Source organism: Streptomyces herbicida (assembly GCF_032656585.1).
Lineage (GTDB): Bacteria > Actinomycetota > Actinomycetes > Streptomycetales > Streptomycetaceae > Streptomyces > Streptomyces herbicida.
The window spans coordinates 312,380-326,811 of the sequence record NZ_JAUYWJ010000003.1 but is presented as its reverse complement, the minus strand read 5'-3'; the positions used below and the strand labels follow the sequence as shown (position 1 = coordinate 326,811).

General features: G+C 71.7%; 14 protein-coding genes. 11 read left to right on the top strand and 3 right to left on the bottom strand.

The annotated features are described in order from the left end of the window. Positions 1–80 precede the first annotated feature (80 nt). The 4 genes from Q8A52_RS08545 (at position 81) to Q8A52_RS08530 (ending at position 4,666) form a co-directional block, all read left to right on the top strand. Positions 81–518: a gamma-glutamylcyclotransferase gene (locus Q8A52_RS08545; RefSeq protein WP_316747732.1), complete on the top strand. Its 438-nt coding sequence runs from the start codon at positions 81–83 to the stop codon at positions 516–518. A gap of 132 nt (positions 519–650) precedes the next feature. After that, positions 651–1,475 carry a purine-nucleoside phosphorylase gene (locus Q8A52_RS08540; RefSeq protein ID WP_316747730.1) on the top strand — a complete coding sequence of 275 codons (825 nt, stop codon included), beginning with the start codon at positions 651–653 and terminating at the stop codon, positions 1,473–1,475. A gap of 204 nt (positions 1,476–1,679) precedes the next feature. Further along, positions 1,680–3,311 carry a phospho-sugar mutase gene (locus tag Q8A52_RS08535; RefSeq protein ID WP_316747727.1) on the top strand — a complete coding sequence of 544 codons (1,632 nt, stop codon included), beginning with the start codon at positions 1,680–1,682 and terminating at the stop codon, positions 3,309–3,311. Between the two features lie 164 nt (positions 3,312–3,475). Beyond that, entirely contained in the window at positions 3,476–4,666 is a 1,191-nt protein-coding gene (locus tag Q8A52_RS08530; RefSeq protein ID WP_316747725.1) for a hypothetical protein, read from the top strand. 148 nt (positions 4,667–4,814) lie between these two features. Here Q8A52_RS08530 and Q8A52_RS08525 read toward each other — a convergent pair whose 3' ends face one another. After that, a complete protein-coding gene (locus Q8A52_RS08525) occupies positions 4,815–5,504 on the bottom strand; it encodes a PH domain-containing protein (RefSeq protein ID WP_316747723.1) in 690 nt (229 codons plus the stop codon). A 113-nt stretch (positions 5,505–5,617) separates the two neighbouring features. On the opposite strand from Q8A52_RS08525, the gene deoC reads away from it, so the two are divergent. From deoC to Q8A52_RS08510, 3 genes are read left to right on the top strand one after another with little or no spacing between them, the layout of a single operon-like run. After that, positions 5,618–6,571 (top strand): deoxyribose-phosphate aldolase, encoded by a 954-nt coding sequence (gene deoC, locus Q8A52_RS08520; protein WP_316748726.1) that lies wholly within the window; start codon positions 5,618–5,620, stop codon positions 6,569–6,571. A 6-nt stretch (positions 6,572–6,577) separates the two neighbouring features. Beyond that, positions 6,578–8,035 (top strand): aldehyde dehydrogenase family protein, encoded by a 1,458-nt coding sequence (locus Q8A52_RS08515; protein WP_316747721.1) that lies wholly within the window; start codon positions 6,578–6,580, stop codon positions 8,033–8,035. After that, positions 8,028–8,930 carry an aldehyde dehydrogenase family protein gene (locus Q8A52_RS08510; protein WP_316747718.1) on the top strand — a complete coding sequence of 301 codons (903 nt, stop codon included), beginning with the start codon at positions 8,028–8,030 and terminating at the stop codon, positions 8,928–8,930. Before Q8A52_RS08515 ends, Q8A52_RS08510 begins: the two co-directional genes overlap by 8 nt. A gap of 73 nt (positions 8,931–9,003) precedes the next feature. On the opposite strand, the gene Q8A52_RS08505 is transcribed toward Q8A52_RS08510, so the two are convergent. Then, positions 9,004–9,408, bottom strand: coding sequence for a hypothetical protein (locus Q8A52_RS08505; protein ID WP_316747716.1), 405 nt, complete (start codon positions 9,406–9,408; stop codon positions 9,004–9,006). A 298-nt stretch (positions 9,409–9,706) separates the two neighbouring features. Here Q8A52_RS08505 and Q8A52_RS08500 point away from each other — a divergent pair, with 298 nt between their 5' ends. Next, a complete protein-coding gene (locus tag Q8A52_RS08500) occupies positions 9,707–10,345 on the top strand; it encodes a uridine kinase family protein (RefSeq protein WP_316747714.1) in 639 nt (212 codons plus the stop codon). Between the two features lie 185 nt (positions 10,346–10,530). Here the strand turns inward: Q8A52_RS08500 and Q8A52_RS08495 are convergent, their stop codons facing one another. Then, positions 10,531–11,289, bottom strand: a complete 759-nt coding sequence (locus Q8A52_RS08495) for a SigE family RNA polymerase sigma factor (RefSeq protein ID WP_316747711.1) — start codon at positions 11,287–11,289, stop codon at positions 10,531–10,533. Between the two features lie 241 nt (positions 11,290–11,530). On the opposite strand from Q8A52_RS08495, the gene afsQ1 reads away from it, so the two are divergent. From afsQ1 to Q8A52_RS08480, 3 genes are read left to right on the top strand one after another with little or no spacing between them, the layout of a single operon-like run. Next, a complete protein-coding gene (gene afsQ1, locus Q8A52_RS08490) occupies positions 11,531–12,208 on the top strand; it encodes a two-component system response regulator AfsQ1 (protein WP_263211969.1) in 678 nt (225 codons plus the stop codon). Then, positions 12,205–13,782: a HAMP domain-containing sensor histidine kinase gene (locus Q8A52_RS08485; RefSeq protein ID WP_316747706.1), complete on the top strand. Its 1,578-nt coding sequence runs from the start codon at positions 12,205–12,207 to the stop codon at positions 13,780–13,782. The genes afsQ1 and Q8A52_RS08485 overlap by 4 nt, the downstream gene beginning before the upstream one ends. After that, a complete protein-coding gene (locus Q8A52_RS08480; RefSeq protein ID WP_316747704.1) occupies positions 13,779–14,381 on the top strand; it encodes a hypothetical protein in 603 nt (200 codons plus the stop codon). Before Q8A52_RS08485 ends, Q8A52_RS08480 begins: the two co-directional genes overlap by 4 nt. Positions 14,382–14,432 lie beyond the last annotated feature (51 nt).

Sequence of the window (14,432 nt, the reverse complement as noted above, 5' to 3'; positions counted from 1 at the left end):
CCCCGGGGGCGTGAGTGGTGCGCGTTCTGTTACGTCCGGGGCAAGGGAGGCTGGAGTTTCCGCTGCCGTACCCTCGATCCATGTCGCTCTACGCCGCGTACGCCGGCAATCTCGACGCGCGGCTGATGACCCGCCGCGCCCCGCACTCACCGCTGCGCGCCACCGGTTGGCTGAACGGATGGCGGCTGACCTTCGGGGGCGAGCAGCTCGGCTGGGAGGGCGCGCTCGCGACGATCGTCGAGGAGCCCGGGTCCCAGGTCTTCGTCGGGCTGTACGACATCGCCGAGATGGACGAGGAGTCCCTGGACCGCTGGGAGGGCGTGGGCCTCGGCATCTACCGTCGCGTGCGGGTGCGCGTTCACACGCTGGACGGGGAGGAGTCGGCGTGGGCGTATGCCCTGAACGGGTACGAGGGCGGTCTGCCGTCCGCCCGCTACCTCGGTGAGATCGCCGACGCGGCGGAGTCGGCCGGCGCGCCGCACGACTATGTGATGGAGCTTCGCAAGCGCCCCTGTTAGGGACTGTCGGGGCTCCAGCACCCCTTGGGCCTCATTTGTCCCAACCTTTGTTGGAAACGACAAGACAACGATCGCCATCCCGTGAGCTCTGTCATCTACGCGCGTAGGCCGGAACCGGCTACCCTCGTCCGCGTGAACGCATCTCTTCTTCCGGACGACATCCAGGGCGACCCCTATGCCGCCGCCGACGCGGCCGCCGCGCGCCTGCGCGAGCTCACGGGCGCCGAGACCCACGACGTCGCCCTCGTGATGGGCTCCGGCTGGGCTCCGGCCGTCGACGCCCTGGGCGCTCCCGACGCCGAGTTCCAGGTCACCGAGCTGCCCGGCTTCCCGCCGCCGGCGGTGGAGGGACACGGGGGCAAGGTCCGCTCGTACTCCATCGGTGACAAGCGCGCGCTGGTCTTCCTCGGCCGCACGCACTACTACGAGGGCCGGGGCGTGGCCGCCGTGGCGCACGGCGTGCGCACGGCCGTGGCCGCCGGCTGCAAGACCGTGGTGCTGACCAACGGGTGCGGCGGTCTGCGCGAGGGCATGCGGCCCGGTCAGCCCGTGCTGATCAGCGACCACATCAACCTCACGGCGACCTCGCCGATCGTCGGGGCGAACTTCGTCGACCTGACGGACCTGTACTCGCCGCGGCTGCGGGCGCTGTGCAAGGAGGTGGACCCCACCCTGGAGGAGGGCGTCTACGCGCAGTTCCCCGGGCCGCACTACGAGACGCCGGCCGAGATCCGAATGGCCCGGGTGATCGGCGCGGACCTGGTGGGCATGTCCACCGTGCTGGAGGCCATCGCGGCGCGTGAGGCCGGGGCCGAGGTCCTGGGCATCTCCCTGGTCACCAACCTCGCGGCCGGGATGACCGGCGAGCCGCTGAACCACGAGGAGGTTCTGCAGGCCGGGCGGGACAGCGCCGCGCGGATGGGCTCGCTGCTGGCACAGGTGCTCGGGCGGCTGTAGCCCCGGCTTGGCCCACCCACCCGACTCGGCAGGCCAAGAGGTGCCCCTCCCCCGGAGCACCGCCCTGGGCCCCGCCGGGGACTCCGTCCCTGCACCCCTGCGCCTCGCCTCCCGGCCCACCCGGTCGGACGGTTGATCAGGCAAAGGGAGTCTCGGGGCGGAGCCCCAGGCGTGACATCGACACACATGAGAGGTTGACCCGACGTGCACGACGATCTCATCGCCCGGGCCAAGGCGTGGCTTGCCGAGGACCCCGACGCGGAGACCCGTGACGAACTCGCCGAGCTGATCGGCGGTGGGAACGTCACCGAGCTCGCCGCGCGCTTCAGCGGCACCCTCCAGTTCGGTACCGCGGGCCTGAGAGGCGAACTGGGCGCCGGGCCCATGCGGATGAACCGGTCCGTCGTCATCAGGGCGGCCGCGGGTCTCGCCGCGTACCTGAAGAAGCAGGGCCAGGGCGACGGCCTCGTCGTCATCGGCTACGACGCCCGGCACAAGTCCGCCGACTTCGCCCGCGACACCGCCGCCGTCATGACGGGCGCCGGGCTGCGCGCCGCCGTACTCCCCCGCCCGCTCCCCACACCCGTCCTCGCCTTCGCGACAAGGCACCTCGGCGCGGTCGCCGGCGTGGAGGTCACCGCCAGCCACAACCCGCCCCGCGACAACGGCTACAAGGTCTACCTCGGCGACGGATCGCAGATCGTCCCGCCCGCCGACGCCGGGATCGCCGCCGAGATCGACGCGATCGTCTCGCTGGACGACGTCCCCCGTCCGGACGCCGGCTGGGAGACCCTCGACGACTCGGTCCTCGAGGCCTATCTCGCCCGCACCGACGCCGTACTCGCCGAGGGCTCCCCGCGCACCGCCCGCACCGTCTACACGGCGATGCACGGCGTCGGCAAGGACGTGCTCCTCGCCGCCTTCGCCCGCGCCGGATTCCCCGCGCCCGTCCTCGTCGCCGAACAGGCCGAGCCGGACCCGGACTTCCCGACCGTCGCCTTCCCCAACCCGGAGGAGCCGGGGGCGATGGACCTCTCCTTCGCCAGGGCCCGCGAGGCCGGGCCCGACCTCGTCATCGCCAACGACCCCGACGCCGACCGCTGCGCCGTCGCCGTCCGGGACGCGGGCGAGTGGCGCATGCTCCGTGGCGACGAGGTCGGCTCCCTCCTCGGTGCCCACCTCGTCCGGCGCGGCGCCCGCGGCACCTTCGCCGAGTCGATCGTCTCCTCCTCGCTGCTCGGGCGGATCGCCGAGAAGGCCGGGCTGCCGTACGAGGAGACGCTCACCGGGTTCAAGTGGATCGCCCGGGCGGAGGGCCTGCGCTACGGGTACGAGGAGGCCCTCGGCTACTGCGTCGACCCGGACGGCGTCCGCGACAAGGACGGCATCACCGCGGCGCTCCTGATCACCGAACTGGCCTCCGAGCTGAAGGAAGAGGGCCGTACGCTCCTCGACCTGCTCGACGACCTCGCCGTGGAGCACGGCCTGCACGCCACCGACCAGCTCTCGGTCCGGGTGCAGGACCTGTCGGTCATCGCCGACGCGATGCGCCGGCTCCGTGAGCGGCCGCCGACCGAGCTCGCCGGTCTGGTCATCACCAGGGCCGAGGACCTCACCAAGGGCACGGAGACGCTGCCGCCCACCGACGGGCTGCGCTACACCCTCGACGGCGCCCGCGTCATCGTCCGGCCCAGCGGCACCGAGCCCAAGCTGAAGTGCTACCTGGAGGTCGTCGTGCCGGTCGCCGCGCCCGCGGACCTGCCGGCCGCCCGTGCCCGGGCGACCGATCTGCTCGACGCCATCAAGCGGGACCTGTCCGCGGCCGCCGGCATCTGAGCCGCGGTCGTTGACGCCACGCCCGTTCCACCCGATGAGGGGCCCCTGCCCGGGGGCACCCCATCGGGTGATTTAGCGGCGACAGCTGACGCGCGCTCCGCGCCCGGCCGCGCCCCCGGGGGACGGTGAACCGGTACCGCCCGCCGAGCACCGGAGCCGCCGCCGTGTCCTCCACCGCCCCCGACACCGCCCCCCGCGGGCACATCCCGGGCAGCCGGCGCCCCCCCACCCCGACCGCCGGCCCGCCGCGGGTGGTGCGCAGTCTCCGGCTCGCGGCTCCCGCCCTCGGCGCCTTTCTCGCCGTACGGCTCACGGGGATGCTGTTCCTCGCCCTGTGGGCGCACCGCCGGCACCACGGCATCTGGCCCATGCTGGCGACGCAGTGGGACGCCCGCTGGTACCTCGGGATCGCGGACCACGGGTATACACGGGTGCTGGGCACCACGTACGACTCGAACAACCTCGCGTTCTTCCCGCTCTACCCGCTGCTGGTGAAGGCCGTCGCCGCCGTCACGCCCGGCAGCCGGGCCGGCACCGGGCTGGGCATCGCCGTCGCCGCCTCCTTCCTCGCGGCCTGGGGCGTGTTCGCGGTGGGCGAGCGGTTGCACGGCCGCCACGCAGGGATCCTGCTCACCACGCTGTGGGCCGCGTTTCCGGTCGGACTGGTGCAGTGGATGGGGTACACCGAGTCGCCGTTCACGGCGTTCGCGGCCTGGACGCTGTACGCGGTGCTCGGCCGGCGCTGGCTGTGGGCCGGTGCGGGTGCCTGTCTGGCCGGACTGACCCGGCCGACCGGTATCGCGGTGGCGGCCGCGGTCGCCGTCGCCGCGCTGCTCGCCCTGCGCCGCGGCTTCTCGGCCCGGGCGCTGGCGGGCGCCCTCCTCGCCCCGCTCGGCTGGTGCGCGTACGTCGGCTGGGTGGGCCTGCGCCTGGGCCGCTGGGGCGGTTATTTCGCCGTACAGCGGCTGTGGCACAACGAGCTGGACGGCGGCCGGGAGACCCTGCGCCGGCTGCGGGAGCTGTTCGGCCGGGACTCCACACCCGAGCTGTTCCTGATCATGGTGACCGTGACCCTGCTCGTGTCCGCCGTGTTGTTCGCGCTGTCGGTGTGGGACCGGCAGCCGTTGCCGCTGCTGGTGTTCACCGGTGTCCTGCTGACGATCGCCCTGGGCAGCGGCGGTGTCTACTTCCCGCGCGCCCGCTTTCTGCTCCCCGCCTTCCCGCTGCTGCTGCCGCTCGCCCTGCACCTGTCCCGCGCCTCCCGGCGGCACCGTGCGCTGGTGCTGACGGCGGCGGTGGCGGTCTCGGCGTACTGCGGCGCATACATGCTGCTGGTGTGGCCGAGCGCGCCCTGATCCGGACCCGCGCTCACGGCAGGCACCTCCCGAATACGGCAGCGGGACGAGCGCGGCCGTCCGGACGACCGTGAAGAGGACACCCGGCGGCGACAGCGGGCGGCGGCCGTCCCGTACCCCGTCCCAGACCGTCAAGCCGGTGGTCGGCTCACCACACCGCCAGCAGGATCGCCAGCAGCACCGCCCCGGCCACCGCGGGCGCGGCGATCTCGTAGGCCCAGCGGACCGTGACCTCGCCCTGTGCCGTCTCCGCCTGCTCGTGGCTCTCCAGGAGCTGACGGAGGTCGTCCATGACCTGGTCGGTCTGCGCGCGGGTCTGCCCGCCCGGTGCGGCGGTGTCCCGCGCCCCGCCGAAGCCGAGGCCGCCGCGCGCCGACGCCCCCGGTCTGCCGCCGCCACGTGTCTCCGCGGCGGCCCGGTCCTGGCGCCGCGTGGCCTTCTTGCGGGCCCGGAGGGAGACGGGGATGGCCCAGAGCTGGTACTTGGTGCCGGACTTGGCGACGACCTCGTTGGAGTAACCGGAGCGCAGGGAGGCGACCTCGCCCCAGGGCAGGGTGATCACGCGGAAGGGGTTGCGGATGCGCAGCCGGTCCTCGTTGGCGAACACGGCCGGGCGCAGGGTGAAGGCGACCACCAGCGGGACCAGCAGGATCAGGGTGGCCAGCGCCAGCCAGGGCGCGTGGCCGTGCCCCCTGGTCAGCGCGTCGATGCCGAGCCACAGGACGATGGCGAGCAGCATCACACCGCCCGCGATCCCCGTGGGGGAGCGGTAGATCCGGTCCCTCGCGGCGGGCACCGGAGGCTGTGGCGCGGGTGACTGGTGGTCCGGGGTCGTCATGGTCCCGATTCTGCCCGACGCCGCCGACGGTGCTCATACGTGGTCGCGGAGCACGCGATGAGCATCCGGGGGTATACAGCCGCTACGCGCGTAGATATGCTCGTCTGGTGACCATGCCCATTACTGCACCCGCTGCCCTCGCTGACGTCACCGCGTCCGACAGCACGCTGCGCCGCTTCCTCCATGGGCTGCCCGGCGTCGACGCGGTGGGCCTGGAGGCGCGCGCCGCCTCCCTCGGCACCCGCTCCATCAAAACCACCGCGAAGGCGTACGCCATCGACCTCGCCATCTCGATGGTCGACCTGACGACGCTGGAAGGCGCGGACACCCCGGGCAAGGTCCGGGCGCTCGGCGCCAAGGCGGTCCACCCCGACCCGACGGACCGTACGACCCCGACGACGGCGGCCGTGTGCGTCTACCCCGACATGGTGGCAGTCGCCAAGGAGGCCGTCGCCGGTTCCGGCGTCAAGGTCGCCTCGGTCGCCACCGCCTTCCCGGCCGGCCGCGCCGCCCTGGACGTGAAGCTGGCCGACGTGCGAGACGCCGTCGCCGCGGGCGCCGACGAGATCGACATGGTCATCGACCGCGGGGCGTTCCTCGCGGGCCACTACATGAAGGTGTACGACGAGATCGTCGCCGTGAAGGAGACCTGCGGGACGTCCGCCCGTCTGAAGGTCATCTTCGAGACCGGCGAGCTGTCCACGTACGACAACATCCGGCGGGCGAGCTGGCTCGGGATGCTGGCCGGGGCCGACTTCATCAAGACCTCGACCGGCAAGGTCGGCGTCAACGCGACCCCCGCGAACACCCTCCTCATGCTGGAGGCCGTCCGCGACTTCCGCGCCCAGACCGGCATCCAGGTCGGCGTGAAGCCCGCCGGCGGCATCCGCACGTCCAAGGACGCCATCAAGTTCCTGGTCCTGGTCAACGAGACCGCGGGCGAGGACTGGCTGGACAACCACTGGTTCCGGTTCGGCGCCTCCTCGCTGCTGAACGACCTGCTGATGCAGCGCCAGAAGCTGGCCACCGGCCGCTACTCCGGCCCCGACTACGTGACGGTGGACTGATCCCCCATGGCTTTCGATTACGCACCCGCACCCGAGTCCCGCTCGGTCGTCGACATCGCGCCCTCGTACGGCCTGTTCATCGACGGCGAGTTCACCGAGGCCGCCGACGGCAAGGTCTTCAAGACGGTCAGCCCGTCGACCGAGGAGGTTCTCTCCGAGGTCGCCCAGGCCGGCGAGGCCGACGTCGACCGCGCGGTCAGGGCCGCCCGCAAGGCGTTCGAGAAGTGGTCCGCGCTGCCCGGCTCCGAGCGCGCCAAGTACCTGTTCCGCATCGCGCGGATCATCCAGGAGCGCAGCCGCGAGCTGGCCGTCCTGGAGACGCTGGACAACGGCAAGCCGATCAAGGAGACCCGCGACGCCGACCTCCCCCTGGTCGCCGCGCACTTCTTCTACTACGCGGGCTGGGCGGACAAGCTCGACTACGCCGGGTTCGGCCGGAGGACGACAAATGGGCACAGCGGGGCGAACCCGCGGCCGCTGGGCGTGGCCGGCCAGGTCATCCCCTGGAACTTCCCGCTCCTGATGCTGGCGTGGAAGATCGCCCCGGCGCTGGCGACCGGCAACACGGTCGTCCTCAAGCCGGCCGAGACCACCCCCCTCTCGGCGCTGTTCTTCGCGGACATCTGCCGCCAGGCGGGCCTGCCCAAGGGCGTCGTCAACATCCTTCCGGGCTACGGCGACGCGGGTGCCGCGCTCGTCGCGCACCCGGACGTCAACAAGGTCGCCTTCACCGGCTCCACGGCCGTCGGCAAGGAGATCGCCCGCACGGTCGCCGGCACCCGCAAGAAGCTCACCCTCGAACTGGGCGGCAAGGGCGCCAACATCGTCTTCGACGACGCCCCGATCGACCAGGCCGTCGAGGGCATCGTGACCGGCATCTTCTTCAACCAGGGCCAGGTGTGCTGCGCGGGCAGCCGTCTCCTCGTCCAGGAGTCGGTCCACGACGAGCTGCTGGAGTCCCTGAAGCGCCGCCTGTCCACGCTGCGCCTCGGCGACCCGCTGGACAAGAACACCGACATCGGCGCGATCAACTCCGCCGAGCAGCTCTCCCGCATCACCTCGCTCGCCGAGCAGGGCGAGGCGGAGGGCGCCGAGCGCTGGTCCCCAGCCTGTGAACTGCCGACCTCCGGCTACTGGTTCGCCCCGACGCTGTTCACGAACGTCACCCAGGCGCACACCATCGCCCGCGACGAGATCTTCGGCCCGGTGCTGTCGGTCCTCACCTTCCGTACGCCCGACGAGGCCGTGGCCAAGGCCAACAACACGCAGTACGGCCTGTCGGCGGGCATCTGGACGGAGAAGGGTTCGCGGATCCTCGCCGTGGCCGGCAAGCTCCGTGCGGGCGTCGTCTGGTCCAACACGTTCAACAAGTTCGACCCGACCTCGCCCTTCGGCGGCTACAAGGAGTCGGGCTTCGGCCGCGAGGGCGGCCGCCACGGCCTGGAGGCGTACCTCGATGTCTGACAAGACCGAAAAGACTGAGCGACTCTCCGTCTTCAAGACCTACAAGCTGTACGTCGGCGGGAAGTTCCCGCGTTCCGAGAGCGGCCGGGTGTACGAGGTGACGGACTCGAAGGGCAACTGGCTGGCGAACGCGCCGCTTGCGTCGCGCAAGGACGCCCGTGACGCGGTGGTCACCGCGCGCAAGGCGTTCGGGGCGTGGTCGGGCGCGACGGCGTACAACCGGGGTCAGATCCTCTACCGCGTCGCGGAGATGCTGGAGGGCCGCAAGGAGCAGTTCGTCCGGGAGGTCGCCGACGGCGAGGGTCTGTCCAAGTCCAAGGCCGCGGCCCAGGTGGACGCCGCGATCGACCGCTGGGTCTGGTACGCGGGCTGGACCGACAAGATCGCCCAGGTCGTGGGCGGCGGCAACCCGGTCGCGGGCCCGTTCTTCAACCTCTCCTCTCCCGAGCCGACGGGTGTGGTCGCCGTACTTGCGCCGCAGGAGTCGTCCTTCCTCGGTCTGGTCTCGGTGACCGCCCCGGTGATCGCGACCGGCAACACGGCGGTCGTGATCGCGAGCGAGAAGTCCCCGCTTCCGGCGCTGTCCCTGGGCGAGGTGCTGGCCACCTCCGACCTGCCCGGCGGTGTCGTCAACGTGCTCTCCGGCCGTACGGCGGAGATCGCGGCGCCCCTCGCCGCGCACCAGGACGTCAACGCGATCGACCTCGCGGGCGCCGACGAGGTGCTGGCGAAGGAGCTGGAGATCGCGGCGGCCGACAACCTGAAGCGCGTTCTTCGTCCACAGCCTGTGGATTATTCGGCGACGCCGGGCATCGACCGTATGACGGCGTTCCTGGAGACGAAGACCGTCTGGCACCCGACCGGGTCGCTGGGCGCCTCGGGCTCGTCGTACTGAGCCCGGACACAGACCGAGAGCCGCGCCGCCCCTCCGTCCGGGGGCGGCGCGGCTCTCCTCGTGACGGCGGGCGTCAGCCCAGTCCGCCCAGCAGCTTCGCCGCCTGCCCCACCACGGGCACCGCACCGAGGGACTGCGCCTGCGCCACCGGCCCGGTCAGGGCCTTGGAGGTGATGGGCCTGAAGTCGGCGAGCTGGGTGCCGACTCCGTTGTCGAGCGGGTCGGCTCCGGTGCCCGCGAGGGGGTTCGGCTTGAGGCCGGCGACCGGACCGAGGGCGTAGCCCAGCGTGCCGGTCAGGCTCTGCGTGCCCGCCGCCGGGTCGACGCTGCCGAGCGAGGTGGACCGCGACGGCATGTCGACGAGCGGGCCGGCGGCGGACGCCGTCGCCGCGCCCGCCCCCAGGGCCGCTCCGGCGGTCGCGAGCGCGATCAGGGCGCGCCGCGCGGTCGGGTTGTGGGTGGACGCGTGTCGGGCCATTTCTGGTGCCGCCTTCCGGTGCACAAGGTAATCGAGTCGACACAAAGGGTAGTTGAGGTGCGAGGCACACTCAAAAGCCGACCCATGCCGATTCACGCCACACCGGCAGCAATTGAGGCGCAACGAACTCCCCGAAGCCGACCCGCAGCAGAGCCGTACGCGCCACGACCGCGGCTGCCGAATCCGCCCCCTGCGCACGGTGATCTCACGGGCACGAGGGGAAGTGTTGTGTGACGCACGCGCCAAAGCCGACCCGTGGGGTCGGCAGGAGGCTCGCCATACGTCAAACTGGTGTTCCGTGAGCATTCATCCCCCGTCTCCCGCCCGTGTCGTGCTGCTGTGCGGCCCCTCGGGCTCGGGCAAGTCACTCGTCGCCGCCCGTTCCGGGCTCCCCGTGCTGCGCCTCGACGACTTCTACAAGGAGGGCGACGACCCGACGCTGCCGCTGGTGGAGGGGAGTTCGGACATCGACTGGGACCACCCGCTGTCATGGGACGCGGACGTCGCGGTCGAGGCCATCGCCCGGCTGTGCGCGACGGGGTCGACGACCGTACCGGTGTACGACATCTCGCTGAGCGCGCGGACCGGCGAGGAGTCGCTGTGCATCGACCGCACCCCGCTGTTCATCGCGGAGGGCATCTTCGCCGCCGAGATCGTGGCGCGCTGTGGTGAGCTGGGCATCCTGGCCGACGCCCTGTGTCTGAACCGCGGGCCGTTCACCACCTTCCGGCGCCGCTTCCTGCGGGACCTGAAGGAGGGCCGCAAGTCGGTGCCGTTCCTGCTGCGCCGTGGCTGGCGGCTGATGCGCGCGGAGCGGTCGATCGTCGCCCGCCAGGTGTCGCTGGGCGCCCACTCCTGCGACCGTGACGAGGCACTGGGCAGGCTGGCGGCCGCGGCGGCGGGCCGTCAGGTACGGGCGGCGCAGACGGCGGCCTAGCCGAGCGCAGGAGCCGTACACACGGAAACGGGACTGGACGGACCCCCCGGCCCTCCAGTCCCGCTTTCCTGCGCTCCCCCGCGTCCCCCGTGGTGGAGCTCCCCCGTACTTCCCCCGTGAGTCCCCCCGGACCCCCGTTTCCCCCGTCGAGCCCATGAGCGGCCTCCGGCCGCGGGCTCCGACCTTCAGGCGACCAGCTCGCCGAAGGCGTTCTCCTCGTCGCGGCCGAAGCTGAGGACCTCGTCCTCGCGCAGCCGGCGGAGCGACCGCCAGATGCTGGACTTCACCGTGCCGACACTGATGTCGAGGATCTCCGCGATCTCCGGGTCCGTGCGGCCCTCGTAGTAACGGAGGACCAGCATGGTGCGCTGGAGTTCGGGCAGCCGGGCCAGCGCCTGCCACAGGACCGCGCGCAGTTCCGTGCCGCGCATCGCGTCCGTGTCACCGGGCGTCTCCGGCAGTTCCTCGGTCGGGTACTCGTTGAGCTTGCGGCGCCGCCAGGCGCTGATGTGCAGGTTCGTCATGGTGCGGCGGAGGTATCCGCCGACCGCCGCCTTGTCACTGATCCGGTCCCACGCCTTGTAGGTCGAGAACAGCGCGCTCTGCAGCAGGTCCTCGGCCTCGAAGCGGTCACCGGTCAGGTGGTAGGCGGTCGCGTACAGGGAGGCGCGGCGCTCCTGGACGTAGGCGGTGAACTCCGCCTCCGTCAGCGAGCGGCGCTCCCCCGTGTCCTCCCTGTACGCGGTTCCCCCGTGGGCCCCCGTGACCCCCGTGTTGCTTCCCCCCGTGCGAGCGTCAACCACCGACATGTACGTGGTGTGCTGACGCCCGGTGCCGCGAGCGCACCCCCGCCCGCTCACGGCACCGGACTTCTCGGAACCCCGGTTCACGTCGTGCAGCCGCGTGATCACTGCGCTGGTGCTCATGCTGTGCAGCGTGTTCATCTCGCGCCCCCCGTCGTGGACTTCCGGTGTTCGGTCTTGCTTCGGCTTGCTTCCTTGCCTGTGCCGAAAAGCTTGCCCGGGGACCTTCATGGCCGTGTCCGCCGACTGTCACAGACCTGTCACAGGGGTCGGCCACAGGGGAATCACGGAATGTGCACAGGTGGTGGCGGTAGCGCGATTCCGGGCAGCTCCCGGCCCCACAGCTCGTACGAAAGCCCCTCCATGGGCCAGAATGAGCCCCGTGCCTTCCCTGTTGCTGATCGAGGACGACGACGCCATCCGCACGGCCCTGGAGCTCTCACTGACGCGCCAGGGACACCGTGTGGCCACCGCTGCCACCGGTGAGGACGGACTGAAACTGCTGCGTGAGCAGCGACCGGATCTGATCGTGCTGGACGTGATGCTGCCCGGCATCGACGGGTTCGAGGTGTGCCGGCGTATCCGGCGCACGGACCAGCTGCCGATCATTCTGCTGACCGCGCGCAGCGACGACATCGACGTGGTGGTCGGGCTGGAGTCCGGCGCCGACGACTATGTCGTCAAGCCCGTGCAGGGCCGTGTGCTGGACGCCCGCATCCGGGCCGTGCTGCGGCGCGGGGAACGGGAGTCGAGCGACTCGGCGACCTTCGGCAGCCTCGTCATCGACCGCTCGGCGATGACCGTGACCAAGAACGGCGAGGACCTGCAGCTCACACCGACCGAGCTGCGGCTGCTCCTGGAGCTGAGCCGGCGGCCCGGACAGGCGCTGTCCCGGCAGCAGTTGCTGCGGCTGGTGTGGGAGCACGACTACCTGGGTGACTCCCGGCTGGTGGACGCGTGCGTGCAGCGGCTGCGCGCCAAGGTGGAGGACGTGCCGTCGTCCCCGACGCTGATCCGTACCGTGCGTGGTGTCGGCTACCGCCTGGACACTCCTCAGTGACGGACGCGCAAGGGGGTATCCGCGGCTGGGCCGCGGGTCGCAAGGGAACCGTGTCACGGCTGCGCTTCACCAGTCTGCGGCTGCGTCTGGTCGTGGTCTTCGGGCTGGTGGCGCTGACGGCCGCCGTGTCGGCGTCGGGCATCGCCTACTGGCTCAACCGGGAGGCCGTGCTCACCCGCACCCAGGACGCGGTGCTGCGCGACTTCCAGCAGGAGATGCAGAACCGCGCGGGCGCGCTGCCCGTGCACCCCACCCAGGACGAACTGCAGCGCACCGCGGGCCAGATGGCCAACAGCAGCCAGCGCTTCAGCGTGCTGCTGGTCGGCGAGGACGCGAACGGCAACACGGTGTACGGCAACTCCGGCGGCCTGAACGGGTTCGCGCTGGAGGAGGTGCCCAAGTCGCTGCGCGCCGCGGTGAACAAGCAGCAGGAGGTGACCGGCAGCAACAAGTCGCCGTACCACCTGTACTGGCAGCGGATCGTCGAGCGCGGCACCCCGTATCTGGTGGCCGGCACGAAGGTGATCGGCGGCGGTCCCACCGGCTACATGGTGAAGTCCCTGGAGCCGGAGGCGAAGGACCTCAACTCCCTCGCCTGGTCGCTCGGTATCGCCACCGGGCTCGCGCTGATCGGCTCGGCGCTGCTCGCGCAGGCCGCCGCGACGACCGTGCTCAAGCCGGTCCACCGGCTCGGGGTGGCCGCCCGGCGGCTCGGCGAGGGCAAGCTCGACACCCGGCTCAGGGTGTCGGGCACCGACGAACTCGCGGATCTGTCGCGGACGTTCAACAACGCGGCCGAGGCGCTGGAGAAGCGGGTCGACGACATGGCCGCTCGGGACGAGGCGTCCCGGCGCTTCGTCGCCGACATGAGCCACGAACTCCGTACGCCGCTCACCGCCATCACCGCCGTCACGGAGGTGCTGGAGGAGGAGCTGGACTCGGAGGCCGGGAGCATGGACCCGATGATCGAGCCCGCCGTACGGCTGGTGGTGAGCGAGACCCGGCGGCTGAACGACCTCGTCGAGAACCTGATGGAGGTCACCCGCTTCGACGCGGGCACCGCCCGGCTGGTCCTGGACGACGTCGACATCGCCGACCAGATCACCGCCTGCATCGACGCCCGTGCCTGGCTGGACGCGGTGGAACTGGACGCCGAGCGCGGCATCCACGCCCGCCTCGACCCACGGCGCCTGGACGTCATCCTCGCCAACCTGATCGGCAACGCGCTCAAGCACGGCGGGTCGCCCGTGCGGGTGTCGGTGCGCATCGCCGACGACGAGCTGGTCATCGCCGTACGGGACCACGGCCCCGGCATCCCCGAGGACGTCCTGCCGCACGTCTTCGACCGCTTCTACAAGGCGAGTGCCTCCCGTCCGCGCTCCGAGGGCAGCGGCCTCGGCCTGTCCATCGCCCTGGAGAACGCCCATATCCACGGCGGCGAGATCACCGCCGCCAACTCGCCCGAGGGCGGCGCGGTGTTCACGCTGCGGCTGCCCAGGGACGCCTCGCGGCTCACCGAGGAGAACGACGACAAGGGCGGCCCGTCCGACGGTTCCAAGGAAGGGGCGTCATGAACGCTCGACGCCTGCTGGCGCTCCCGCTCCTCGCCGCCGTGCTCACCGGGTGCGGCATCCGGGCCACCGAGGTGCCGACCGACTTCGGCGCGGCGCCCTCGCGGGTGCCGTGCTCGCTGGCCGAGCCGGATCTGTCGGCCCAGTCCTCCCGGGGCGTGCCCGTGCAGGTCTTCCTGCTGTGCCGGGCGTCGCTGGTGACCGTGGACCGGTCGGTGCGCGTCCCGGACGGTACGCCCGACGCCAAGCGGCGGGTGATCGTGGCACAGGGCCTGCTGGACCAGCTCGCCGAGTCGCCCTCGCCCAGTGAGCGGGACGCGGGGTACACGACGTACGTCCACGGCGGGATGAGCGTGAGCGGCCCGCGCCCCAGGGACCCCGAGGACACGCTGCGGCTGAGCACGGCACCGCAGGAGCTCACTTCGTACGCCCTCGCCCAGATCGTCTGCACGTTCTCGGACTCGGCGGCGGCCGAGGGCGACGGCTCGGTGATCCTGGGCGGGCCGGGCAACGAGCCGCTGCGACGGTACGAGTGCACCGACGACGTCCGGTCCCGGCCGGGCAGCACGGAGCCGCCCTCCAGCGAGGTGACGGCGGGCTGACGGCCGGCCGAACCCCTGGTGTGTGGGAGGCCTCATGCACGCACGCGTGAC